We start from the raw sequence: 23,456 nt of genomic DNA, 5'->3' as shown, positions 1-23,456 counted from the left end.
ATCAAACATTACATTAGTTTTGTAACAAAATGCATTTTCTTTGTTTCATAGGTCACTTAATTATGTACATTATGTGAATTAAACTGTTTGTTTCAAGAATAGACCTTCAACTATAGTCTGTATTTCATTGTTTAACACAAAAAAGCTTGAGGAAAAATAACCTCAAACCTCTTTGTGCTATATAATAAGCTGACTTAGCCTGCTTGAACTGTAGCAGTATTTGTCTTCGCTTTTGCTTGTTCTTTTTTTGCCAAGCGAACAAGCAAATAGGTTACCGGCGTGTCGACGATTGCGACTACTGCTTTAAATAAATATTGGGTAATGATCATGCTGATTAATATGGCAGTTGGTACTGTTCCAACAAAGGCCACTACAATAAAAATAACAGTATCCAATAACTGACTGGATATGGTAGATAAATTATTACGCAACCATAATTTTTTCTCCCCATGTTGTTTTTTCAACTTATGAAAAATCGCAACGTCAATGTGCTGACTAACTAGATAAGCAAGTAAGCTCGCAAGCATAACACGGAAGCTTCCTCCCATAATCATTTCAAATTCAGCCTGCATACCAAATGATGCTGCTGCCGGTAAATGGATCGCTGCAAACACAAATACCAATGCTACGATTTGTGTAAAGAAACCTGCTCGAACAATTTTCATTGCTGCGTCTTTACCATAAACTTCACCAACAACATCTGTAATTAAATACGTAATTACATATACAATTGCTGCCGCTGGTAAGATAATAAATTCACCAATACTAAACAATTTTACCGAAATAATATTTGATAAGATCAATAACCCTACAAATAGTGCATTTAAATAAACAAACATCTGCATTTCTCCTTTTGGTTAAAATAAAAAGGAGATTCTTTCGCGCTAACCCTCTATTAGCGATTGTCGATTTTTTCTGGGTACATATCGTGATTCATTAAGCGGTGATCTGCCATTTGTTCATATTTGGTTCCTGGTTTCCCATAGTTGCAATACGGATCAATGGAAATTCCACCTCTTGGTGTGAATTTTCCCCATACTTCAATGTAACACGGGTCCATTAATTCAATTAGGTCATTCATAATAATATTCATGCTATCTTCATGAAAGTCGCCATGGTTACGAAAGCTAAATAAATAGAGCTTCAATGATTTACTTTCCACCATTTTGACGTCAGGGATATAACTAATATACACGGTACCAAAGTCTGGTTGACGCGTCTTAGGACATAGCGTCGTAAACTCAGGACAATTAAATTTTACAAAGTAATCTCTGCTTGGATGCTTATTATCAAATGTCTCAAGCACTTCAGGTGTATAATCAAAACGATATTCCGTTCCTTGACTACCTAATAAGGAAACATCTTGTAATTCATCATCTCTTCTACCTGCCATGTGAATTACCTCCTCTTCTCTCTATTTCAATTTGTGCATAAAAAAAAGCCATTCCTAAGGATATGGCTTGATCACGTCATATGTCCTTAGTTTTTTATAGAGGGTTACTGCTAAGAACCTCTCCCGTTTCGTAACGGAATCGTATCCATTTACTTGCATTATTATATAGATACTAGCTATAGATGTCAACTTGATTGCGATAAAAATAAGCTATCCAATTTTGTTAGTGCTGTATCTATTTCTGCTTGCGTTGTGGTTAGTGGTGGTAATATTCGTAAGACATGTGGCCCAGCTACTAACAGTAACAAGTGATAGTCTTCTCTTGCTTTCGTAACATAATCTATGGCTTTTTCTTCAACCTCTATCCCAATCAAGAATCCTTTTCCTTTTACTAACTTTATCGAACGATACTTATCTTCTAATTGCTTTAAACCTGACCAGAAGTAACTCATTTTTTCTGTGGATGCTTGTAAAAAGTTTGAATCAGTAATCATTTGAAGGGTAGCTAATCCTGCAGTTGTCGCTAAAGGGTTACCACCAAACGTGCTCCCATGTGACCCAGCTTGAAAAGCTTGCGCGACATCATCTTTCGCTAAAATCGCTCCAATTGGAAAGCCAGATCCTAGACCTTTGGCTACACTGACGACATCCGGTTCAAATCCATAATCTTGATAAGCAAACAGCGGACCAGTACGCCCTATACCAGTTTGAATTTCATCAATGAGGACTAATACCTCATTCTCTTTGCATTGTTGTACCAGTTGTTGCACCCATGATGGATCAGCTGAAATAACGCCCCCTTCACCTTGTACAAGCTCAAGCATCACCGCACACGTTTCTGGACGAATGAGATCCGTTAACGCATCTTTATCATTATAAGGTAGATAGCGAAAACCCGGCATCAATGGGTTAAAACCTGTCTGAATTTTTTCTTGTGCTGTCGCGGCTAATGTAGCTAGTGTCCGACCATGAAAAGATTGCTTAAAGGTAACTATTTCATACTGATTGGATTGTTTAACTGTTTGTGCGTATCTTCTTGCTAGTTTTATTGCCGCTTCATTTGCTTCTGCTCCACTATTACAAAAGAAAACTTGATCAAACACTGTGTGCTGAACTAGTTCATTTGCTAGAGCTTCCTGGGAAGGGATTGTATACAGGTTGGAACAATGCCATAATCGGTCTAATTGCTGTTGCATCGCTTTTTTTACCATGTTAGGAACATGACCTAGGTTACAGGTAGCGATTCCTGACGTGTAATCTAAATAAGATTGATCTACTTCATCCCAAACATAGCTTCCTTTTCCTTTTGTCAAGGTGATCGGAAAACGGTTATAGGTTGCCATCACATTACTAGCTTGCTGCTTGAGTTTAATAGACATGAGAAACCTCCTCTAATTGAATGCTCGTTCCGACTTGTTTGCCAGCAATAAAATCGGTTAAACTGTTTGTTTTCATCCCATCAAGTATCGCTACGCATGGTGCACCTTGTTCTAAAGCAGTTAATGCTGCTTGGACCTTAGGAATCATACCCCCATAAATTATATTGGACGCAATTAACGATTCGATTTGTTTCTTCGTAGTCTCGTGCAAGGGGTGCTTTTGTCCATTTTTATCGACAAGGATACCTGGAATGTCACTGATAAAACACAAATTTGCATGCAATGCTTGTGCAATTGCCGCAGCAGCTAGGTCAGCATTAATATTGTACCGTTGATTTTGTTCACCGATGGCTATCGGTGAAATGATCGGAATGTAATCATGCGCAATAATATTTTTTAAGAAAGTGACATTAACATGCTCAACTTCTCCAACAAACCCATATTTATTGATGTCTGTTATAGGTTTAGCGTGAAGTAAATAGCCATCAATACCACTTAAGCCCATCGCTTGCCCTCCTTGTTGAAGTAAAGCTCGCACCATCTGTTTGTTTACCGATCCACTCAGTACCATTTCAACCACATCAAGCACTTCCTTTGTTGTTACACGCAACCCATCGACAAATGTCGTAGCAACATTCATTTGTTTTAAACGGGTTGAAATCATTGGTCCTCCCCCATGAACAATAATCGGTTGAACCTGCTTCTGTTTTTGTAATTCAATGACATTTTTATAAAAATCAGGAGACAGCTGATCGATAATACTGCCACCACATTTAATGACGATATAGTCCATTTCCCTCCTCCTCATGTTCGATACGAAGCATTTATTCTGACATATTCGTAGGAAAGGTCACAGCCCCAAGCTGTTGCTTTTCCTTCTCCATCCCCTACCGTAGCAATAATTTTCACTGTATCTTGCACTAACTGTTCTTTTGCTGCTTGTTCATCAAAAGCAATTGGCATGCCATCTTTAACCACATCGACAGCACCTAACGAGAGGTATACTTGATTTGGATCTAACGTCTGCCTACTATAACCAATTGCCGTAATAACCCGTCCCCAATTAGCATCCGCTCCATGGATCGCTGTCTTGACTAAATTGGAAGAAATAATCGCTTTACTTATGGCTTGAGCCGCTTCGTCCGTTTGTGCTCCTGTTACATTTACTTCAACCAATTTACTAGCTCCTTCCCCATCTCTTGCAATTTCTTTTGCTAGCATTTCGCAAACGATATATAGCCCTTGTAAGAAAACATTCCACTGGGTATGTTCTTCCGTAAGTACTCGATTCTCCGCCATACCATTTGCTAACACTAACACCATATCATTGGTACTTGTATCCCCATCTACCGTGATCATATTAAATGATCGATTTGTGTTTTGCTTCAGTGCTTGTTGAAGCGCATGTTGATCGATAGTTGCATCCGTTGTAATAAATCCAAGCATAGTGGCCATATTAGGATGGATCATTCCAGAACCTTTCGATGCTCCACCAATCGTTACGTTTTGTCCATCAATCTCAAAGGTAACCGCAACACTTTTTTCTTTTGTATCTGTAGTGAGAATAGCACGTTCAAACTTGTTAGCTTGTGCCTCATGTTCTTTGTCTATCTGCGCGATGCCAGAGCGAACCTTATCCATAGGAAGTAGCTCTCCAATCAAACCAGTAGAAGCGACCGCTGCATATTCGGGCGGAATTTGCATTTTTGCTGCAAATAATTGGCGCATTTCATATGCATCTGCTAAACCTTGCTGGCCAGTACATGCATTTGCAATTCCACTGTTTACAATCACTCCTTGCAGACATTTGTCAGTTGCTATACTTTCTTGTGTTACTTGAAGTGGTGCTGCCTGAAATAAGTTTGTCGTATACACTCCTGCTGCTGTAGCTGGTTTTTCCGAATAGATCCAACCCAAGTCCTGCTTTTTCTTTCGAATTCCGCAATGAAGACCACCAGACGTGAATCCCTTTGGTGAAGTAATATTTCCCCTTGGCACTAACTTTATCTTTTCTTCTACTACGTGTTGCATGTTGCCGTCCTCCTTTATGGATAAATCGGTGCGTGCTGTAAACCTGTTGTCTGATCCCATCCGTTACTAATGTTCATATTCTGGATCGCTTGACCAGCTGCACCTTTTACTAAATTATCGATGACTGAAATAATCGTTAGTCGATTGGTTCGCTCATCAACATGAATAGCAATATCACAATAGTTACTACCGTACACTTCCTTTGTGGTGGGAACTTCACCATCAGCACGTACACGAACGAATGGATGTTGTTGATAAAATGTGTGATAAATTGTTTCTATCTGTGCTGTTGTAATGTTTTCTGTTAACTTCGCATAACAAGTAACCATAATCCCTCTAGTCATTGGTACAATATGTGGCGTGAATGTAAGTTGTATATCCGCGGCTATATATTCTTGCAAAGCCTGCTCAATCTCTGGGATATGCTTATGAGAGCCGAGCTTATAGGCTTTGACATTTTCATTCATTTCCGCAAAATGAACATGCTGTGAAAGACTTCTTCCTGCCCCCGAAACCCCTGTTTTGCCATCAATAATAATGCTGTTCGGCTCAATCAATTCCTTTTCTGTTACAGGAATCAACCCCAACAAAGCAGCTGTTGGATAACAACCAGGATTTGCTATTAATTTAGCTGAACGAACACTCGCTGCATTTATTTCACTAAGACCATAAACTGCTTGATGAAGATATTCTTCTGCTGCTGCCTCTGCTTGGTACCATTGTTGATAAACTGCTGGTGAGTGTAAACGAAAATCTCCAGATAAATCGATACAAGTAATGCCGCTTGCTAAAAAGTCCGGAATGATTGTTTTACTTACGTTTGAAGGCGTTGCAAAAAATACTAGATCAATCGTTTCACTTAACTTCTTCACATCTAATTGCTCCATCGTCTGATCAGCAATTTGGTTCATATGTGGATAAACTGTTGAAAAATCTGTCCCCTGTTTGGAATGGGAGATAATTGCTGTTAGTTTTGCATACGGATGTATATGTAGAAGTCTCACTAATTCCGCAGCTCCATAACCCGATCCTCCAATAATAGCTACATTCGTCATTTATTCACCCCTAACCCGTTCTTATTTTAGTTAATTATTATACTTTATTATGTATTTTTATACAATAGGATTGAAATAAAAAGATCATTTTTTATGCAAATGATCTTCTAGGTCAATGTTTGACTCGATATATGCTAAAAATTGCAGTTAGATCTCTCCTAAAGAAATGTTCTCGTACATTGTTGCTAATTTTTACTTTTGTTGCAACTTCTAATAAATCAAAAAGGTGAGCTTGTAACTAACCTCTTTTTCTATTCTTTCTCCATTACCTCGTTCTCCAACTTCCCTATTCCTTCTATTTCTAGTGAGACTATATCACCTTTTTGAAGAAATTGGGGGGGTTCTTGGGCAAATCCTACCCCGTCAGGCGTTCCTGTTAAAATAACATCTCCTGGTGAAAGTGTAATTAAGTTTGAAATAAAGCTAATTAAATATGGGATATCAAAGATAAGATGCTTGGTATTGGATGATTGGCGTATTTTTCCATTTACCTTTGACTGAAGTGCTAATTGTGATGGATCTGGTATGTCATCAGTCGTAACTAACCATGGGCCAATTGGTGTGCTGTGATCCAATGACTTGCCTTGTAGCCACTGTGGCGTCCGTTTTTGTAAATCGCGCGCTGAGACATCGTTCCCAATCGTGTAACCTGCCACGTAATCCAATGCATGCTCTGTTGCTACTTCCTTTGCTTCTTTTCCTATTACTACTGCTAATTCAACCTCATAATCTAACTTCTCTGTTGCGCCTGGCTTTTCGATTGGCTCTTCTGGGCCAATTAAAGCATTCGAAAATTTAGCGAAAAGGACAGGACACTCTGGAATGTTGGTTTTCATTTCCGCAACGTGATCTTTATAATTTGTTCCAATACAAATGACTTTTGATGGATTAGCAACCGGTGGGCCTAAGACAATATCTTCTGGAGACCACTTTTCGACCTCTATTTGTTCTTCCATTACAAACGCAACAGCATCTTTCGCTCGGTCAAAAGCTATTTTCCCTAATGCATAAAAAGATGCAGGATCGGATGGTAATAATGTATGTACAGTATAGGCTAAGTCATATTGCTCCGTATGTGTTAATAGTTTTTGGTACGCGCTTTGCAGATCAATGACATGCTCGTCCAACATAAAACCTGTTCGGTATGGTAATACGAATTGTTTCGGACGGTATGTTACAAATTTCATAATAGCCTCCCCACTCATTTCTTAAAATATACAAGTCGTATGAAGACATTGCTTTTAAAAAGCAACATCCTCATGCAACACCAATCACGCTTATTCTTTCACGGTTACATTGACAGCTGCACCATGTTCGATGGTATTTCCAATCGTACAACCACGTTTAGCTGATTTAATGAGTTTTTCTTGCACATCTTTTTCTAGTTTTCTATCAAAGGTAATCTCTACATCTAATTTTTCTAAACGAGATGGCCTTCCTTCCGCCTTGGTTGCATCTACGCTAATTTCATATGATTTAATTGGTAAACCATCACGGTTAATCAATGCATCTAAGGTTAAGCCCATGCAAATACTAACAGCACTCGTTAAGTAGTCAATCGGACTATACCCATCCACTTCACTTTCTGATGCAGCCGCAACAGTAGTAACACCTTTTTTGTTTGTTATTTCATGGGGTTGATCTGTTGTTTTTTTCAAAGTGACCATATTGTTTCCCTCCAATAATTGTTTGTTTATAGTTATTTTCCCTCTATCATACTAAATTACACATTGAAAGCAAATAAAACTAGTTTTAACCACCTTTTTTTACAAGTCATACAAAAAAGCAGAACAATGTCTGCTTTTTTCACAGTAGTAACTTTAATTTTATTTCATAACGTTTTTTAATGACCATGCTTGCAAGTGGTAGTCTAGCGTGCCATTTACTTGTAACGTTAGCTCATGGTAAGGAATTGCATCAAACAGACGAGCAGAAAACACTTTTTCTCCCTGATTAACGAATACTTCAATGGATGAGGCATCTAAATATACGCGTAATTCCGTGAGCTCTTGAAGGTCTGTTGTGCGTGCCTCAGATTGATATGATTTTATACTATTTCTGTGTAATGTCAGTGTCTGCATTTCCTTATTAAATACGAGTTTAGTATGTTCACTGAAACTGACTTCTAAGGACTTTCCTTTAAACGCATGTACCTGAAAAATAAATTCAAGTGCATCATGATGTATCTCATGTAGTGTAACAACTTCATCCACCAACTTTTGTTGTTGGTTAAGCAACAGCTCCTTGCGAAGTTGTGTTAACTCTTTTACAGGTTGTTGATACAAAATGCCTTGTTTTAAGGTTAATTCTCTTGGAATCGTCATCGCGTGAATCCAGCGATAATCCTTCGTTGGATGAAATGCTTCATCCGTTTCGGGTAGCCCCATCCAACCAAACATAATGCGTCTGCCTTGACCATCTACTGTTGTTTGAGGCGCATAGAAATCAAAACCGTTATCCAATTCAATAAATTCTTGATGGTTAAAATTTGCGGTCTGTCTATCTAACACACCTGATAAATAACCAGTTTGATAAATATTATGGTACTGGTAAGCTTGCGGCTCAATGCCCTGTGGGGAGAACAATAATACATCTTGATTGTCAAACAAGAGTAAATCTGGACACTCCCACATATAACCGAAATCGGTTAGTGGTTTCTCTTTATCTGAAATTTCCCCCACTAACTGCCATTCTGTTATGTTTTGTGACTTATACAATAATGCTCTTCCTTGTAAGTGCTCAGTTTGCGCTCCAATGACCAGATACCACATATCATTTTCTTTCCATACCTTTGGATCACGAAAATGAGGGGTATATCCTTCAGGAACAGTGAATAATGGACCCTTTTTCTCAAACGTAATACCGTCTTCGGATATAGCTAAGCATTGATTCGACTCACGGTTACCTGCTTGATCACGAACATTCCCGGTATAAAATAAATAGAGTTTATTTTCATGAACAATAGCCGATCCAGAATAGCAGCCATTTTTATCAAATGGATCACTAGGAGCTAACGCAATTGGCTGCCACTCCCAGTGGATAAGATCTTTCGATGTCATATGCGCCCAAAATTTTGACCCATGATCTGTTTGAAATGGATTCCATTGAAAAAACAAATGGTATAACTGATTGAAATATACCAAACCATTTGGGTCATTTAGTAACCCTACTGGTGGCATAACGTGATAATGTAATCGATAAGGATCGCGCTGGACAAGTGAGCCATGCTCTCGTATTTGCTCATTTGCTTGTTCTTTCAATAGTTGATCATCTTTATGAAGCATGTCACTGCACCCCTCTCTGTCTGTTCTTACAATGCTTCTTCTTTTTCTTTATAACCAAATAGCCAAGTAAGCGCAAAAGCAGCGCCAATAGATACAATGTTAACCAGAATATATAGTAATAGCTGACTATTTAAATAAAGTAATACCCCTGGAAGCACAGTGATGGACATTCCTGTTCCTGCAAGATCGAACAAGGAAGCTAAGAAACCACCTAATCCACCGGCGATGATTCCCATTAAGAATGGTTTACCTAGACGTAAGTTGACACCAAAAATAGCTGGTTCCGTTATACCTAGAAAAGCAGACAGTGCTGATGGTAAAGCAAGTGCTTTCATTTTCTTAGATTTTGCTTTTATTCCAACTGCCAAAGCAGCACCACCTTGTGCAGCGATTGACGCAGTAATAATAGCGTTAAATGGGTTGTTACCGAAATTCTCAAGTAACTGAATTTCTAATAAATTAAAGATGTGGTGCACACCAGTTACAACGATAAGCTGATGAAATAGTCCAATCAACAATCCACCTAGACCTAACGGTAAGTCTAAGACTGCTAATGTTCCATCCAAAATATAACTTTCTACTTCATGGAAAATTGGCCCAAGCATAAACATTGCAAAACTAATCATAATTAATAACGTTAAAAATGGCGTTAATATCAGGTCTAATGCCTCTGGGACACGTTTGCGAATAAAGCGCTCTACTTTTGCGCCAATCAAACCGGCAAAAAATGCTGGTAAAACGGAACCTTGATAACCTACCACTGGAATAAAGCCAAAGTAAATCGGCTCTACACCACCTTCTGCCACACCCCAAGCATTAGGCAAGGATGGACTAACTAACATCAATCCTAAAACTAACCCAATAATAGGTGAGCCACCAAATACTCGAAATGCAGACCAAGCAATTAATGCAGGCAAGAAAATAAAAGCCGTATCTGTTAGAATTTCAGTAAATAAAATAAAATTACTTGATATATCTGCTTCTGTTAAACCAAATAGCCCTAGAATCGTTTCTTGCATGACTAAACCACGTAGACCCATGAATAGTCCTGTCGCAACGAGTACTGGAATAATCGGAACGAACACATCACCCAATGAACGAATAGCTCGTTGCAAGAAGTTGCCTGACTTTTTCGCTTCTTGTGATTGCTCAGCTTTTGTTGAACCTTCTATTCCTAATTTCTCAACTTCTTCATAGACTCGATTGACTGTACCAGTTCCTAGGATAATTTGATATTGCCCAGAGTTAAAAAATGCGCCTTTAACTTTATCGATATTTTCTACTTTTTCTTGATCAATTTGTTCTTTATCGTTGACCATAATTCGAAGTCTAGTTGCACAGTGCGCTACAGAAGTAATGTTGTCTTGACCTCCGACGGCATGAATAATTTCTTTTGCTACTTTTTTGTTCTCTGACATATTGATTCACTCCTTCATTTTGTCCTTTATGGAATCGTTCCCATACTAGTTATAAAAATAATGAAATTACCTAAGATTCGTCTCAAACAACTAAACATAAACAATTTGTGGTATCGATACCACACCGTTTAAAAAAAGAGATGAAATCGATTTCACCTCAAATCATACACTATCTCTATCTAAAAGTCTATAGTCTAACACGATTTTTTTTGTAACGCTTTCTTTTACGTTTAATTGCTGTATTAATAGCATCGCGGCTTGTCTTCCAGCCTGCTCATATTGATAGTCCACCGTTGTCAATGCAGGTGTTAAATGCTCAGATATTTCAGAAGCTCCAATACCAACAACCGCTATATCATCAGGAACACGATAGTTGTGTTGTTTCAGAAATTGCATTGCACCGATAGCCAAACGATCGGTTACAGCAAAGATAGCTGTTGGTAACTGTTTTGAGTAAGCTAACATTTTTTCTGTTGCAACATATCCTGAATGAATATCAAAAATTCCCTCTTGCACCCATCCTGTTTCCACATTTAGCGAAGCACGCTTCATCATTTCGAGAAAAGCTTTCTTTCTTAGATAGCCAACTGCGCGGTCCTTTTCATTAACTCCAATAAATCCAATACGCTTGTGCCCTTTGCTAATTAGCAATTGTGTGAGATCTTTCGCAGCATGATAATCATCATAAAGTACATTAGGTACACCATCAATTTCTTGCCCAATTACCGTTATAGGAATCGATAAACAATTTATTTTTTCTATTAACGTAGGTTCTACATTGGTAGCTGCGAAAATAATGCCATCTACTTGCCTTGTCTGTAATAACTGGAGAAATTCTAGTTCTTTTTCTCTTTCTTGATTCGTAGTTGCTAACAATACTTGATAACCCGCTTCGGCTAAAATGTAATCCATTCCAGCGACTAATCTACTTGATGTCTCTGTCCGAATGGTTGGTACAATCACACCAATCACTTTCGTCTTTTTCGTTCGTAACGCTTTTGCTTGCACGCTTGGCATGTAACCAGTTTCTTTAATCACTTGTTCTACTCGTTTACGAGCTTCATCGCTAACATAACCTGAATCATTCAATACCCGTGACACGGTTGATCGCGATACACTTGCCATAGTAGCTATTTCTTTTATTGTAGGCACATTTCCTCTTCCTTTACTTCATCATTTTCCTATATTGTACCGATATTATAACGAAACGAAAAGGTAAACTAGATTATATTTTGAATCTATACAAACAAAATCAAAAAGAACAGATAAGCACACAGCTATCTGTTCTTTTTCTATTCAATCAATGCATTAATAAATTCATGATAACTCGTACATTTTATTAATTTTTGCACTAAAACTTTATTATCAACCATATTTCCCAACATTTCATACATATGCTGTAAATCCTCTTGACTATCTTTTTCGACATTTAATAAACAGACAAATTGCACTCTGTTTTCTGCCCAATCAATTGACTTTTCTAACGTACATATGGTTAAAAACGTATGATCGGTTTGCGCAGTAACTGGATGTGGGATAGCAACTAAATTCCCATAGGCAGTTGGTGCTATGCTTTCCCTTTCATAAATAAGGCTTAAATAATTGTCTGGAACTAACTTTCTTTTTTTCAATTCATCTACCAGGAATATTAATATATCATCCCTAGTTTGAAAGGATTGATTAAGAAAAATAAGATCTTTTTTAATATACTCAAACACACTTTGTGTTTGTTCAACTACAAAGGACTCCACTTTCGATAGATCTCTATCTCCCAAAATCGTATTCACTTCAATGATTGGTACAGGAAGATGTTCACGAATAGGAACCGAACTAATAACGAAATCTACTTGTTCAAAAGTAATTTGTTGTAGCTTGTAATATTCTGTAGTACCAACTACATCTAATTTATCGCCGAATTTAGATTTTAGTTTGTATTTTAACAATTGTGCACTACCTAATCCAGAAGCGCAGACGATCATGCAACGTTTGGGACCTGTCTGTATTTTTCTTCGCTCCATCGCTGCACCAATGTGAAGTGCAATGTAACCTATCTCATTTTCATCAATGGTAACGTTCATACTATCTTCTAAAACCATACCAGCAACGATACCTGCTTCAAAGGCTAGTGGATAGTTTGCCTTGATATCATCAATCATTGGGTTACGAATGTTCATTCCATATTTATAACGGTTAATAGCTGGTTTCAAATGTAAGCCCAGTCCAATAATTAATTCACGATCATGCCGAATACCTAGATGTAATTTTTCTTCAATAAAATCCAGACAACGTGTGGTTAAGTTATAAATATCATTTTCGAGTGCTTGCTCAATGTCATTCTCTGTCATGTTAGTTTGGGTAATCATTTTTGTTCCTAACAAATGCAGTGCGATATACGCAATTTCCACCTGTGGAAAAGTAACACCTAATAATACTTCTGTCTGCTTCACAATGTCTTTTGCTACTTGATACTCTTTTTGATCAATTATTTCATTAAGTTCTTTTTTATACATAGACACACGATGCCCACTCTGAATTCGCTTGTATGCGATCGCGATATGAATAAACAAATTATTGATTGCAATATCTGACAAGGTAATGCCGTTTTCTTTAATTTCGTCAATAATCACCTTCCAAATAGCTGTCAGATTATCTTTTGCTGCCAATGATGTTAATTGATCTTGCCATATATCTTTGGCAACTGATTCACTTCGATCAAATACATATTCAGCCAAAGCAAAGCGTAGCTTCACTTCACTCCCCTTAACTTTCAAACCATAATTTGGGCGTTTTTCTAAATAGATTCCATAGTTATCAAATACTTTTTTTACTTGCCGCAAATCATTCTGAATCGTTGACTTACTAATATGCATCTCGTCACATAAATCGTCAAGCTTTAAATAACCTTCTGCTAATAAAAAACGACGTATCAGGTATTTGACTCTAGCTTCTGGAGAATCAGGTGTAACTAGTTCTTCACCTTTCTCTTTTTGAATAAAATCTTGTAAAAAAGAGCGAAATAATTGATCATTTTCAATCACTAATTGATAGCCAGTTCCTCTTATTGAATGAATTTTGGCTCCATTGGAACGCAAAGACTGATCAAGCGATTTGATGTCTTCTCGTACTGTTCGAGAAGTTACTTGAATAATATTTGCTAAATATTCACTTGTAAGAGGCGTTTCTGATGCCATTAATTCACGCAAAATTTGCATCAATCGGGAGTTCAATTCATCATCCCCTTTACCCTCTACTTTCCCCTCATCCAAAACGTCTTGTTCAAATTAATTATACACAAATAATGAGCAGAAAAACGCAGCTGCGTTTTGGCCACGTTTTTCTTCTCCTATTCGGTAAGAGGATCAATCATTAAAAGCCATTGTTTTTTGATACTTCTTCAAACCAAGAAGCACTTTTCTTCGCTGTCCGTTCCTGCGTATCAATATTAACAGCGTAAAACCCATATCTATTCTTGTAGGCATTCATCCAAGACCAATTGTCCATAAACGTCCATAAATGATAGCCTTTTGTGTTACAACCTTCTTGTATTGCTTGATGAAGCCATTTTAGATGACCTTTAATAAAGTCAATCCGGTAATCATCTTCAATTCTGCCATCTTTAAGAAAACGTTCTTCATTTTGAACACCCATGCCATTTTCAGAGATAAATGATTCAATATTCCCGTAATTATCTCTTAAGTTTATCATAATATCGTAAACACCCTTCTCGTAAATCTCCCAGCCTCGATACGGATTCATCCTGCGACCAGGCATTTCATAATTATCAAAAAACCAATCCGGCATAAACGGGCTATATGGATTAGGTAGTTGCTCTTTTGCTTTCACACGACGAGGCTGATAATAATTAACCCCTAACAAATCTACCGTATTGTCTTTCAATAACTGTCGATCGCCTTCTTGTGTAGTGGGCAAGTGACCATGTTCTTTTAAAAGTTCAATTAGATCTTCAGGGTATTCACCTTTAACCGCTGGATCTAAGAAGCTTCGATTGAAAAATAAGTCACAGATATGGGAAGCTTTTAAATCTGCAGGATTTTGACTTCGAGGATAAGAAGGCGTCAGATTTAAAACAATCCCAATTTTACCGTCATAGTTTTTGTGGTATACTTCCACCACTCTTGCATGTGCAATCATCGTGTTATATGCCACTTGAAATGCTTTTTTAGCATCAACTATATTTGGGTAATGAAAATCATATAAATAACCGCCTTCTACTGGAACAATCGGTTCGTTAAAGGTGAACCATGTAGTCACTCGATCTCCAAACAAAGCAAAGCAATGTTTAGCATAAGTTACATAAGCATCAATGACTTCGCGATTTTCCCATCCGCCTTTTTCTTGCATTTCCAATGGCATATCGAAGTGGAATAAATTCACGAACGGTTCAATGCCTTGCGCAATTAATTCGTCAATAACATTATTGTAAAATGTTACTGCTTCTGCATTCACCTCGCCTTCTCCACCAGGAATCAAACGAGCCCATGAGATAGACATACGAAAAGAATTATGACCAATTTTTTTCATATTCTTAATATCTTCTTTGTAACGGTGATAAAAATCAGATGTAGTTTCTGGTCCTACTCCGTCAAAAAAGCGATTTGGTTCTGTTTCATACCAATGATCCCAAGTTGTTTTACCACGACCACCTTCAAAACCAGCACCTTCTGTTTGCATTGCCGATGCAGCGCTACCCCACCAAAACCCTTCTGGAAACTTATGTGTTACTGTCATACTTGATTACCTCCCCTATCTATTTATTGCGATATATCTCTATGATTTCTGTAGCTAAATCTCTCACTGTCATAGCTGTCATCAAATGGTCTTGTGAATGAACAAGTATGACACTAACAGACGATCCTTCCCCGCCCGCTTCTTCCTGGAGCAATTTAGTTTGATATCCATGCGCCTTTCCTAGTTCAGTACTTGCTTCATCCATTAAGCGATCAGCTTCCTCAAAGTTTCCTTCTTTTGCTTCTTGAATAGCTTCCATTGCACTCGATCTGCCGTTCCCAGCGTACAAAATGATTTGGAAAGCAATTTCGGTTAAAGTATTTTCCATTTTTCGTCACCCCATTTTATATGTCTAAAAGGAATACGCACTTCCTAAAATGGATATAGAAGGAAATACGTATTCACCCTTTTTTATTTTATAAAGCTACTATGCTGCTGCATTCTTTTCTTTTTCATAATATTGTTTATCCATGATTTTTAAGAATGGCCACCAAATTAGGAATACAACTCCGATATTAAATAGTTGCAGCAATCCCCCTGCAACACTATTACCTGTAGCTAAAAAGCCACTTATAAATGGTGGTGTCGTCCATGGCACAATGACCCCGACTGGTTTTGGAACAATTCCTGTTGCCATAGAGAAATAAGTGATTAAAGCAATAACAACAGGTGCTACTAACCATGGAATAAGAACTAATGGGTTCATAATAATTGGTAAACCAAAGATAACTGGCTCGTTAACATTGAAAATACCTGCCGGAGCACCTAGCTTGCCTAGTTCTTTTAATTGACGACTTTTTCCGATAATAAAGATACCAATGATAACAGCGAGTGTCATACCTGATCCACCAATACCTACGATAAATGTATCCATAAATTGTTTTGTCACAATGTTAGGTAAATCCGTACCAGCTTGATAAGCTGCTAAGTTTTGGTCATTTAACGTGTACCAAATTGGGTCGAACACAGAGTTTACAATAATTTGACCGTGAAGACCGAAGAACCAAAACACTTGAATTAGCAATACCGCAATTAATGTGGCAGGCAATCCACTACCTAGCGCTGTTAATGGTTCTTGAATAATGGTATAAATAAAGTTCTGTACTGTTTCGAATGGAGTATAACTAAAAATCACACGAACAGCTAAAAAGATGGTCAATGTTAATGTTATTGGAATTAATGCACTAAATGAACGAGATACTGCATCAGGAACACCTGCTGGCATTTTGATTGTAAGGTTTTTCTTCACAAAATACTGGTAGATTTCTGCTGCAAAAAATGCAGTAAATATTCCTAAGAACATTCCCTCTGCTCCTAATAAAGCTGTAGGGATTGCACCTGATACACCTTCAACTACTTTTGGTGTTAATATAAGAAAGGCTGCAACCGCTACCACACCACCATATATTGCTTCGCCACCTCGTTGTTCAACCATTTTATAACCGATACCAATAATGACAAACAATCCCATGATACTTAAAGTTGACGCAGATGCAGGGTCTAAAATGCTTTTATAAGTCGCATATGCGTCCTCACTTAACCATTGATCTAAAAATGGAAAGTTGGCAATAACAACAAAGATAGAACCAAAAATGATCAGTGGTAAAGCTACCATAAAACCATTTCGTAATGCCGTTAAATAACGATTATTATTTAACTTATCGGCTACTGGCATTAGTATATTTTCTAATACTTCCATAAATCGATTCATAGATTTTTCCTCCTCTTTATTAAATGTTTATAATTAAAATCAAGCGCTTTCAAACTCATACTTAAAACATGACCTTCCTACCTATCATCCAATCAATTCTAAGGCTTTATCTAAGACAGCTTTGCCATCGACACGACCATATGCAACAGGATCAATGACATCCAACGGAATCCCTACTTCTTCAGCAGTTTTTGCAAATTTTTTCTTCATAAAGCGCATTTGTGGTCCAATTAACAAAACATCTGCTTCTTCCATTGCTGTTGGTGCTTGATGTTGTGCCACAGCCCAGATTTTCGTATCAATTCCACGCGCCTTTGCTTCTTCTTCCATCTTAGAGACTAATAAACTAGTCGACATGCCAGAAGAACATGCTAAAAGAATTTTCTTCATCTGTATTTCCTCCTTGTTAGGTTATGTTGTGTTGTTCTATATTCATTGTATTTTAAAAGCGTTTTCATCACCACTTATCATTTTTCCGTTTTACAACGGAAATGGTTAAACAAATACCCTTACATAATTTTGTTATAGATGTAAAAGTGCCCAAACACAAAAAAGCGTTCGCCTCTTATGGACCAACGCTCAACGTTAAAAAGTTACTCTCGCACATTTGAATCTGTTTCACCATTCATTATAAGATATAAAAATATCATCTAACGTATAATAGTCAATACAATCGGCAAGGTAATAATCGTTAACAAGGTGCTCGTTAAGGTCGCACTAGAGACAAATGCGGGTCTTGCATTAAACTGAACAGCATACATGGTTGTGTTTGCCGCCGTAGGCATCGCCGCCATTAAAATCATAATTTGTTTGACCATCTCGTCAACCGGTAAAAACAGTGTAATGACATAGGCAATCATAGGCGCAAGTGCTAATCGTAATACCAAGGCCATGGATAACTTACCTACTTCCAATTTCTTTAATGAAATGGTTGCTAACTGCATTCCTAACACAATCATAATGGTTGGAATCGCAGCATTCGCCACCATATTAATGACAGATGTCACTTCATCTGGTAACGTGATATCTATTATATTGCACAACATACCAGCTAAAGCCCCGTATATAATCGGCACTTTGAGTACTTCTTTTAATGGAGAAGTTTGTTGCTTTTGTTCACTTCCCTGCGCGGCAATATAGATGCCGATCGTACACATAATTAATTGTTGTAATACCATAAGAATCACGGCATAGTTAAACCCAATCTCCCCGAACACTAGTAATACTAGTGGGGTACCATAATTCCCATTATTCATGAAAGAAGAAGCAAGAATAAAACCACTTCGATCTTGTTTTGACCATTTCTTAAAAAACCCAATTACATAACAAATCGTAATACAAATAATACATAATGCTAATAAATAAACTGATAAATAAATATAGTCCAGATTGATCGGATTTTGATAAAACGTTTGAAATGCTAAGAATGGTGAAAGTAAATAAATCGCCATTGTTGAAATTGGTTTAACATCCATCTTCCATAGTTTCTTTCCAACAAACCCAATTGCAAATACACCAAAAATAGGCAATAATACACTTAGAAACCCCATAAACAATCCCCTTTAACCTTTACTGCTTTGTTTTTTGTTGCACCACAGTCCACTTCATTTTCCGTATCACTTGATTAATAATTTCTGAAAATACTAAACCTAGTGCAATCGCACCAGATATTAAAAATGCTTTTGCTGCTAATTGAACCGCCATATTATAGTCGTTTTCTACAAACTGTCGCATCGCATCATATGCAAGTCCTCCGGGTACTAATGGTATAATCCCAGAAACAGTAAAGATAATAATTGGGGTTTTATAAAGTTTGGCGCAAAATTGACTTAATACTGCTACGAGTACTGATGAAGCCATCGTAGCTATAGCCGCATCTACATTTTGCATGGTACAAATCGTATACACAAGCCATCCTAACATACCGACAATACCGCATTGTATTAACGCTTTTTTCGGAGCGTTAAAAATCACCGCAAATGCTGCAGCTGCAAAAAAGCTTGTTACTAATTGTTCGAAAATCATGTAGCATCCACTTCCTTAGATAATTAAAAAAATCACTGCAACCCCTGCGCCAATTGCAAAGGCGGTTAGAAATGCTTCTGCCCCTTTGGACAAGCCAGAGACTAGATGACCCGCCATTAAATCCCGGACCGCATTTGTAATTAACAATCCTGGTACTAAGGGCATGACAGAACCAATAATGATTTTATCCAGTTCGATACCAATACCTATATAGATGAATAGATAAGCACATAGCCCGATGATAAATGAAGCAAGGAGTTCTGCAAAGAAACGGATTTCTACCATTTGTTGAAACAACACACTTGCTGAAAAACCTAACGCTCCAACAATAAAAGCCGGCATAAAATCTTGCCACTGCCCTTGAAACATGATGGTAAAACAGCCACTAGCAAGTGCTGCGGCGATAATTTGTAAATAGATTGGATAGGCATGTTTCTCTAATTCAATGGTATGTAATTGCTCGTGTGCTTCATCTACTGTAAGCTGACCTTTCGCTATATTTCGAGAAACGCTATTCACTTGAGTCACCTTATGTAGGTCAGTGGAACGCGTAATAATTCGGACGAAATTGGTCGGTTCAGTTTCCCCCATGGAAAACATAATACCGGTTGGTGTGGCGTGACTCTGCGCACTCTCCACACCAAAAGTAGCCGCAATTCGAAGCATCGTATCCTCCACGCGATAGGTTTCAGCTCCACTTTGCAACATAATTTTTCCTGCAAGTAGACATATTTTTGTGATTTTCTTTTGTTCTGACATAATAGCAACGCTCCCTAACAATGAACTAGCGCTTTCCAAAAGGAAGCAAATGATAAGCTGTCATTAGAATCGTACCTATTAGAGCTAATATCCCCATAAATAAATACAATGTATTACCACCGAAGACGTCCATAATCGTTCCCCCCGCTAATGAACCAACAATACCTGAAAGGCCGAAGAATACCGACATAAAAACTAAATGTCCGGTAGATTGCACGGATTTGGGGATTAACTGCGTGATGTATTGGAAGGCTGTCATATAAAAAATACCAAAAGACAAGCCATGTAGTAATTGCAGAATAACAATTACCATTGGTACATCAATGACTGCATAGAGAAACCAACGAATAGTAAACAATAATCCAGCAGCAATGATAAAAATCAACGGATGAAATTTACGGTACCAAAATGGCGCAAGAGCAAACACCGCGGCTTCACTTGCTACCCCAACAAACCAGGAGACACCAATCAACGTCTCACTTCCACCTAATTGTTCAATAAATAGACCGATATAACTATCATTAGTACGATGAGTAATCGTAAGAAATAAAATTAATGATAGAAAAATGACAAAAGGACGGTTTTGGAATAATCTCTTTATATCACTTAATTGAATAGGGTCGACTTCTACTTTTACATCCACTATACGAAAACAAACGATAAGCGCTAATGATGCCATCACTAAATATGGTACGATAAGATATTGGATACCGATCAAATCAAGTAATTGACCGACTAATAATGAAGAAACCGCAAAACCAATTGAACCCCAGGTCCGAATAGAGCCGAATGAAATCTTCATCGCATCCGCTCTACGCTGGGTAAAACTATCTGATAAAGCTCCAATTGGTGCTGAGAAAAAATAAAAGATGCCAGCAGTAATAATTAACAGTGGTAAGATTGTCATTTGAAAGAAAACCGCGCTACTAATAATCAGACCAATTAAGCAAATGAGCAAAATTCGCTTTACCGTTTGATATTTGTCACTCATATATCCCCAAATTGGTTGCGAAATAATCGATACTGCAGGTCCTACTGCTAGTACTAAACCAATTTGAGTCCCATCTAACTCTCTATACTGCAATAGCAATGGTAAAAAACTAATGACCATCGTATTCGCACCATGAAAACTAAACAACAACATCTTCAACGGTACTAATGATTGTTCTCTGCTCTGCACAAAACTCTCTCCCCGCTCGTTTATCCTTATTATCTAGTCTATCATTATACGGATTAATAATATAGAAGAAAAGCAGTTTGCTGTAAAAACTAAGAAGGTGTAAATTCTTTTTTTACTATACAATAGAATAGCCTCCAAATTTTTGGAGGCCTTTTTGTACAATTATCCTTCTGATCTAGAAAATTTTAAGGTTGCTAACACAACAAATACCGCACTGATAGCAACGACAACCAAAATCTCTTGTGAGAACGTAATGACATGATTAAACACCGATAGATCAAGACCCATTGCTTCACGTAGCGCAGGGGCCATTTGATCAGGCTGTAAAATAATTTTCTTAAACATATCTACCGAATATGTTAATGGATTAATTTTAACTATAAAATCCATCCAAGCTGGCATACCGTTTAAGGGGAATAAAGCACCTGACAAGAATAACATTGGAAAAATTAAAATTTGCACAACCATTTGAAATCCTTGCGATGTTTTTAATGAACTAGCGATCAATAATCCAATGGACGAAATTGCAAATGCAACTAAGAACATAACCGGAATCAATTTGATTACCATCATAAATGAAATAGAAACACCGATAAACGGAACAAAGATTAACATCATTAACCCTTGGATAACAGCAATGGTACTTCCGCCTAATACTTTTCCGATTGCGATAGTGGTACGAGACATTGGTGATACTAGAATCTCACGCATATAACCAAACTCTTTATCTTGTACTACGGAGAGGGCAGAGAATATCGCCGTATTAAATACAGTCATTCCAATTATGCCCGGAAACATAAACTCCACAAAATCAAAGTCAGCTAATGGACCAGCAGCATTACTGCCTCCAATCATAGAAGACATTGCTCCACTCATCCCACTTCCAAACAGAATTAAAAACATAAACGGCATGGCAAACGAACCAATTAATCTTGCTCTATCGCGAAAAAATTTAATAATGTCACGTTGCCAAATAGCGTAAATCCCTTCCATGATTACCTTCCCCCTCTCATACTTTGTTTGTTTCGTTCGTGTTTTGATGCAGTTTCTTCTCGGATTTCTCTACCAGTTAACTGCAAGAAAACATCATTTAGCGTTGGACGTCTTAAATTAACTGTTGTAATCGGGATATCAAAATTTTTCACGAATTCTACTAAAAACGTACTTCCCTCTTTCACTTGAAAACTAAGCTTTCCTTCACTACTTTCATTTACTGTTGTTTGATACGTATCCTCTATCTTTTGTTTCGCTTGTTGATTGTCCGTTGTCGCGATTTCAATAATATCGCCACCAACATCACTCTTTAACTGTTCTGGTGAATCAAGTGCAATTATTTTCCCGCCATCCATAACTGCGATGCGATCACAAATCTCAGCTTCATCCATATAGTGTGTGGTAAGAAAAATGGTAATTCCTGCTTTTTCTTTTAACTTTAAAATATATTCCCAAATATGATTTCTTGTTTGTGGATCTAGCCCGACGGTTGGTTCATCTAGAAATAATACGCGCGGATAGTGTAATAACCCTCTAGCTATTTCTAGACGACGTTTCATCCCACCTGAAAAAGTTTCTACAATTTTAGAACGGTTTTCGGATAAATCTACAATTTCCAGCACTTCTTGAATACGATCTTCTCGCTTTTCTTTAGGAACATTATAAAACTTGCAATGCAGCATTAAATTTTCATTTGCAGTTAATTTCTCATCCAAAGTGGATTCTTGAAAAATTAATCCAATACTTGCTCGAACATCATCTCGCTCTTTTACATTGTCATATCCATTGATTTTAGCTATCCCATCAGATGGTTTAATAATTGTCGATAACATATTGATGGTCGTACTTTTACCAGCACCATTTGGTCCTAAAAAACCAAATATCTCACCTTCTTCCACTTGTAAATCTACACCTTTTACTGCTTCAAAATCTTTGTACCTTTTTTTCAAACCTGTAACTTCAACAATATTTTTCCCCAATTTAATCACCCTTTTTCTCGTGTTCACTTCGTTGAACTAATTTCTTTAACTTGTGAAGTCCAGATATAATTGATGTAACCTCTTCTTTTGAAATATCATCAGTGAGTGCAGCTAAAAAGTTTGTAACGGATTGATGATAGTCTTGGTGCATTTCCTCCATATGAGTAGCCGCCCTCACATAAACCACACGTTTATCTTCTTCACTTCTTACTCTTTCTACAAATCCTTGTTTTTCTAACCGATCTATGATGCCAGATACAGTGCTATTCGCTAGACTCATCTTTTTACTTATTTCACTTACTTTTAAATACTTTTCCTTAGCTAACATAAACATAATCATCATTTGAGGAGGTGTTAAAACATTGTCCTTAAACCTATTTCGCATTTGTTGGTTAATTCCAGCGTTTATTTCTCTAATTAACGTAGCAATCTCTGCCCCAATTCGTTCTTCCATTTATTCACCTCTCTTTTTATTTCGTATGCGAATATTTTGTATACG

Annotated in this window: 23 protein-coding genes and 1 riboswitch; all 23 genes read right to left on the bottom strand. The window is 37.4% G+C overall.

The window, feature by feature from the left end; all coding sequences use genetic code 11:
- Nucleotides 1-194 precede the first annotated feature (194 nt).
- Nucleotides 195-839 (bottom strand): queuosine precursor transporter, encoded by a 645-nt coding sequence (locus DES48_RS04095; protein WP_113867081.1) that lies wholly within the window; start codon nt 837-839, stop codon nt 195-197.
- 56 nt (nt 840-895) lie between these two features.
- A complete protein-coding gene (gene queF, locus DES48_RS04090) occupies nt 896-1,393 on the bottom strand; it encodes a preQ(1) synthase (protein WP_113867078.1) in 498 nt (165 codons plus the stop codon).
- Between the two features lie 80 nt (nt 1,394-1,473).
- Nucleotides 1,474-1,520, bottom strand: a riboswitch (PreQ1 riboswitch).
- Between the two features lie 58 nt (nt 1,521-1,578).
- A complete protein-coding gene (locus DES48_RS04085; RefSeq protein WP_113867076.1) occupies nt 1,579-2,772 on the bottom strand; it encodes an acetylornithine transaminase in 1,194 nt (397 codons plus the stop codon).
- On the bottom strand, nt 2,762-3,565 hold the full coding sequence (gene argB, locus DES48_RS04080; protein WP_113867074.1) for an acetylglutamate kinase: 804 nt from the start codon (nt 3,563-3,565) through the stop codon (nt 2,762-2,764). Before argB ends, DES48_RS04085 begins: the two co-directional genes overlap by 11 nt.
- 11 nt (nt 3,566-3,576) lie before the next feature.
- On the bottom strand, nt 3,577-4,803 hold the full coding sequence (gene argJ, locus DES48_RS04075; protein ID WP_113867072.1) for a bifunctional ornithine acetyltransferase/N-acetylglutamate synthase: 1,227 nt from the start codon (nt 4,801-4,803) through the stop codon (nt 3,577-3,579).
- Nucleotides 4,804-4,817: 14 nt separating this feature from the next.
- Nucleotides 4,818-5,858 (bottom strand): N-acetyl-gamma-glutamyl-phosphate reductase, encoded by a 1,041-nt coding sequence (gene argC / locus DES48_RS04070; protein ID WP_113867070.1) that lies wholly within the window; start codon nt 5,856-5,858, stop codon nt 4,818-4,820.
- 251 nt (nt 5,859-6,109) lie between these two features.
- Nucleotides 6,110-7,045 carry a fumarylacetoacetate hydrolase family protein gene (locus tag DES48_RS04065; protein ID WP_113867068.1) on the bottom strand — a complete coding sequence of 312 codons (936 nt, stop codon included), beginning with the start codon at nt 7,043-7,045 and terminating at the stop codon, nt 6,110-6,112.
- A gap of 90 nt (nt 7,046-7,135) precedes the next feature.
- Nucleotides 7,136-7,525, bottom strand: a complete 390-nt coding sequence (locus DES48_RS04060; RefSeq protein ID WP_079710446.1) for an OsmC family protein — start codon at nt 7,523-7,525, stop codon at nt 7,136-7,138.
- A gap of 159 nt (nt 7,526-7,684) precedes the next feature.
- On the bottom strand, nt 7,685-9,142 hold the full coding sequence (locus DES48_RS04055; protein WP_113867066.1) for a glycoside hydrolase family 32 protein: 1,458 nt from the start codon (nt 9,140-9,142) through the stop codon (nt 7,685-7,687).
- 26 nt (nt 9,143-9,168) lie between these two features.
- The gene (locus DES48_RS04050) at nt 9,169-10,560 is read right to left on the bottom strand and encodes a sucrose-specific PTS transporter subunit IIBC (RefSeq protein WP_079710444.1); all 1,392 of its coding nucleotides are present in this window, start codon (nt 10,558-10,560) and stop codon (nt 9,169-9,171) included.
- Between the two features lie 162 nt (nt 10,561-10,722).
- A complete protein-coding gene (locus DES48_RS04045) occupies nt 10,723-11,712 on the bottom strand; it encodes a LacI family DNA-binding transcriptional regulator (RefSeq protein WP_113867064.1) in 990 nt (329 codons plus the stop codon).
- Between the two features lie 140 nt (nt 11,713-11,852).
- Complete coding sequence (locus DES48_RS04040) at nt 11,853-13,787, bottom strand: BglG family transcription antiterminator (protein ID WP_245911288.1); 1,935 nt, start codon at nt 13,785-13,787, stop codon at nt 11,853-11,855.
- Nucleotides 13,788-13,926: 139 nt separating this feature from the next.
- Nucleotides 13,927-15,309 carry a glycoside hydrolase family 1 protein gene (locus tag DES48_RS04030; RefSeq protein ID WP_113867060.1) on the bottom strand — a complete coding sequence of 461 codons (1,383 nt, stop codon included), beginning with the start codon at nt 15,307-15,309 and terminating at the stop codon, nt 13,927-13,929.
- 19 nt (nt 15,310-15,328) lie between these two features.
- Complete coding sequence (locus DES48_RS04025) at nt 15,329-15,637, bottom strand: PTS sugar transporter subunit IIA (RefSeq protein ID WP_079710439.1); 309 nt, start codon at nt 15,635-15,637, stop codon at nt 15,329-15,331.
- A gap of 99 nt (nt 15,638-15,736) precedes the next feature.
- Nucleotides 15,737-17,020, bottom strand: coding sequence for a PTS cellobiose transporter subunit IIC (gene celB / locus DES48_RS04020; protein WP_079710438.1), 1,284 nt, complete (start codon nt 17,018-17,020; stop codon nt 15,737-15,739).
- Between the two features lie 84 nt (nt 17,021-17,104).
- Nucleotides 17,105-17,410, bottom strand: coding sequence for a PTS sugar transporter subunit IIB (locus tag DES48_RS04015; RefSeq protein ID WP_079710437.1), 306 nt, complete (start codon nt 17,408-17,410; stop codon nt 17,105-17,107).
- 260 nt (nt 17,411-17,670) lie between these two features.
- Nucleotides 17,671-18,570: an AEC family transporter gene (locus DES48_RS04010; RefSeq protein WP_113867058.1), complete on the bottom strand. Its 900-nt coding sequence runs from the start codon at nt 18,568-18,570 to the stop codon at nt 17,671-17,673.
- Nucleotides 18,571-18,589: 19 nt separating this feature from the next.
- A complete protein-coding gene (locus DES48_RS04005; RefSeq protein WP_113867056.1) occupies nt 18,590-19,045 on the bottom strand; it encodes a threonine/serine exporter family protein in 456 nt (151 codons plus the stop codon).
- Between the two features lie 15 nt (nt 19,046-19,060).
- Nucleotides 19,061-19,804 carry a threonine/serine exporter family protein gene (locus DES48_RS04000; RefSeq protein WP_113867054.1) on the bottom strand — a complete coding sequence of 248 codons (744 nt, stop codon included), beginning with the start codon at nt 19,802-19,804 and terminating at the stop codon, nt 19,061-19,063.
- 25 nt (nt 19,805-19,829) lie between these two features.
- Nucleotides 19,830-20,984 carry an MFS transporter gene (locus DES48_RS03995; RefSeq protein WP_342769927.1) on the bottom strand — a complete coding sequence of 385 codons (1,155 nt, stop codon included), beginning with the start codon at nt 20,982-20,984 and terminating at the stop codon, nt 19,830-19,832.
- Nucleotides 20,985-21,146: 162 nt separating this feature from the next.
- The gene (locus DES48_RS03990; protein WP_113867052.1) at nt 21,147-21,977 is read right to left on the bottom strand and encodes an ABC transporter permease; all 831 of its coding nucleotides are present in this window, start codon (nt 21,975-21,977) and stop codon (nt 21,147-21,149) included.
- Between the two features lie 2 nt (nt 21,978-21,979).
- Nucleotides 21,980-22,957: an ATP-binding cassette domain-containing protein gene (locus DES48_RS03985; protein WP_245911287.1), complete on the bottom strand. Its 978-nt coding sequence runs from the start codon at nt 22,955-22,957 to the stop codon at nt 21,980-21,982.
- 1 nt (nt 22,958) lies between these two features.
- Nucleotides 22,959-23,411, bottom strand: coding sequence for a MarR family winged helix-turn-helix transcriptional regulator (locus tag DES48_RS03980; RefSeq protein WP_113867050.1), 453 nt, complete (start codon nt 23,409-23,411; stop codon nt 22,959-22,961).
- Nucleotides 23,412-23,456 lie beyond the last annotated feature (45 nt).

Origin of the sequence: Paraliobacillus ryukyuensis, assembly GCF_003315295.1 — a bacterium.
Classification (GTDB): Bacteria; Bacillota; Bacilli; order Bacillales; family Amphibacillaceae; genus Paraliobacillus; species Paraliobacillus ryukyuensis.
Note: the sequence above shows the minus strand (reverse complement) of the source record. Positions and strands in the feature narration are given on the sequence as shown.

Excerpts from the sequence above, each read along its gene's own strand:
- DES48_RS04095 (WP_113867081.1), bottom strand. The coding sequence starts at position 839 with ATGTTTGTTTATTTAAATGCACTATTTGTAGGGTTATTGATCTTATCA.
- queF (WP_113867078.1), bottom strand. The coding sequence starts at position 1,393 with ATGGCAGGTAGAAGAGATGATGAATTACAAGATGTTTCCTTATTAGGT.
- DES48_RS04085 (WP_113867076.1), bottom strand. The coding sequence starts at position 2,772 with ATGTCTATTAAACTCAAGCAGCAAGCTAGTAATGTGATGGCAACCTAT.
- argB (WP_113867074.1), bottom strand. The coding sequence starts at position 3,565 with ATGGACTATATCGTCATTAAATGTGGTGGCAGTATTATCGATCAGCTG.
- argJ (WP_113867072.1), bottom strand. The coding sequence starts at position 4,803 with ATGCAACACGTAGTAGAAGAAAAGATAAAGTTAGTGCCAAGGGGAAAT.
- argC (WP_113867070.1), bottom strand. The coding sequence starts at position 5,858 with ATGACGAATGTAGCTATTATTGGAGGATCGGGTTATGGAGCTGCGGAA.
- DES48_RS04065 (WP_113867068.1), bottom strand. The coding sequence starts at position 7,045 with ATGAAATTTGTAACATACCGTCCGAAACAATTCGTATTACCATACCGA.
- DES48_RS04060 (WP_079710446.1), bottom strand. The coding sequence starts at position 7,525 with ATGGTCACTTTGAAAAAAACAACAGATCAACCCCATGAAATAACAAAC.
- DES48_RS04055 (WP_113867066.1), bottom strand. The coding sequence starts at position 9,142 with ATGCTTCATAAAGATGATCAACTATTGAAAGAACAAGCAAATGAGCAA.
- DES48_RS04050 (WP_079710444.1), bottom strand. The coding sequence starts at position 10,560 with ATGTCAGAGAACAAAAAAGTAGCAAAAGAAATTATTCATGCCGTCGGA.
- DES48_RS04030 (WP_113867060.1), bottom strand. The coding sequence starts at position 15,309 with ATGACAGTAACACATAAGTTTCCAGAAGGGTTTTGGTGGGGTAGCGCT.
- DES48_RS04025 (WP_079710439.1), bottom strand. The coding sequence starts at position 15,637 with ATGGAAAATACTTTAACCGAAATTGCTTTCCAAATCATTTTGTACGCT.
- celB (WP_079710438.1), bottom strand. The coding sequence starts at position 17,020 with ATGAATCGATTTATGGAAGTATTAGAAAATATACTAATGCCAGTAGCC.
- DES48_RS04015 (WP_079710437.1), bottom strand. The coding sequence starts at position 17,410 with ATGAAGAAAATTCTTTTAGCATGTTCTTCTGGCATGTCGACTAGTTTA.
- DES48_RS04010 (WP_113867058.1), bottom strand. The coding sequence starts at position 18,570 with ATGGGGTTTCTAAGTGTATTATTGCCTATTTTTGGTGTATTTGCAATT.
- DES48_RS04005 (WP_113867056.1), bottom strand. The coding sequence starts at position 19,045 with ATGATTTTCGAACAATTAGTAACAAGCTTTTTTGCAGCTGCAGCATTT.
- DES48_RS04000 (WP_113867054.1), bottom strand. The coding sequence starts at position 19,804 with ATGTCAGAACAAAAGAAAATCACAAAAATATGTCTACTTGCAGGAAAA.
- DES48_RS03990 (WP_113867052.1), bottom strand. The coding sequence starts at position 21,977 with ATGGAAGGGATTTACGCTATTTGGCAACGTGACATTATTAAATTTTTT.
- DES48_RS03980 (WP_113867050.1), bottom strand. The coding sequence starts at position 23,411 with ATGGAAGAACGAATTGGGGCAGAGATTGCTACGTTAATTAGAGAAATA.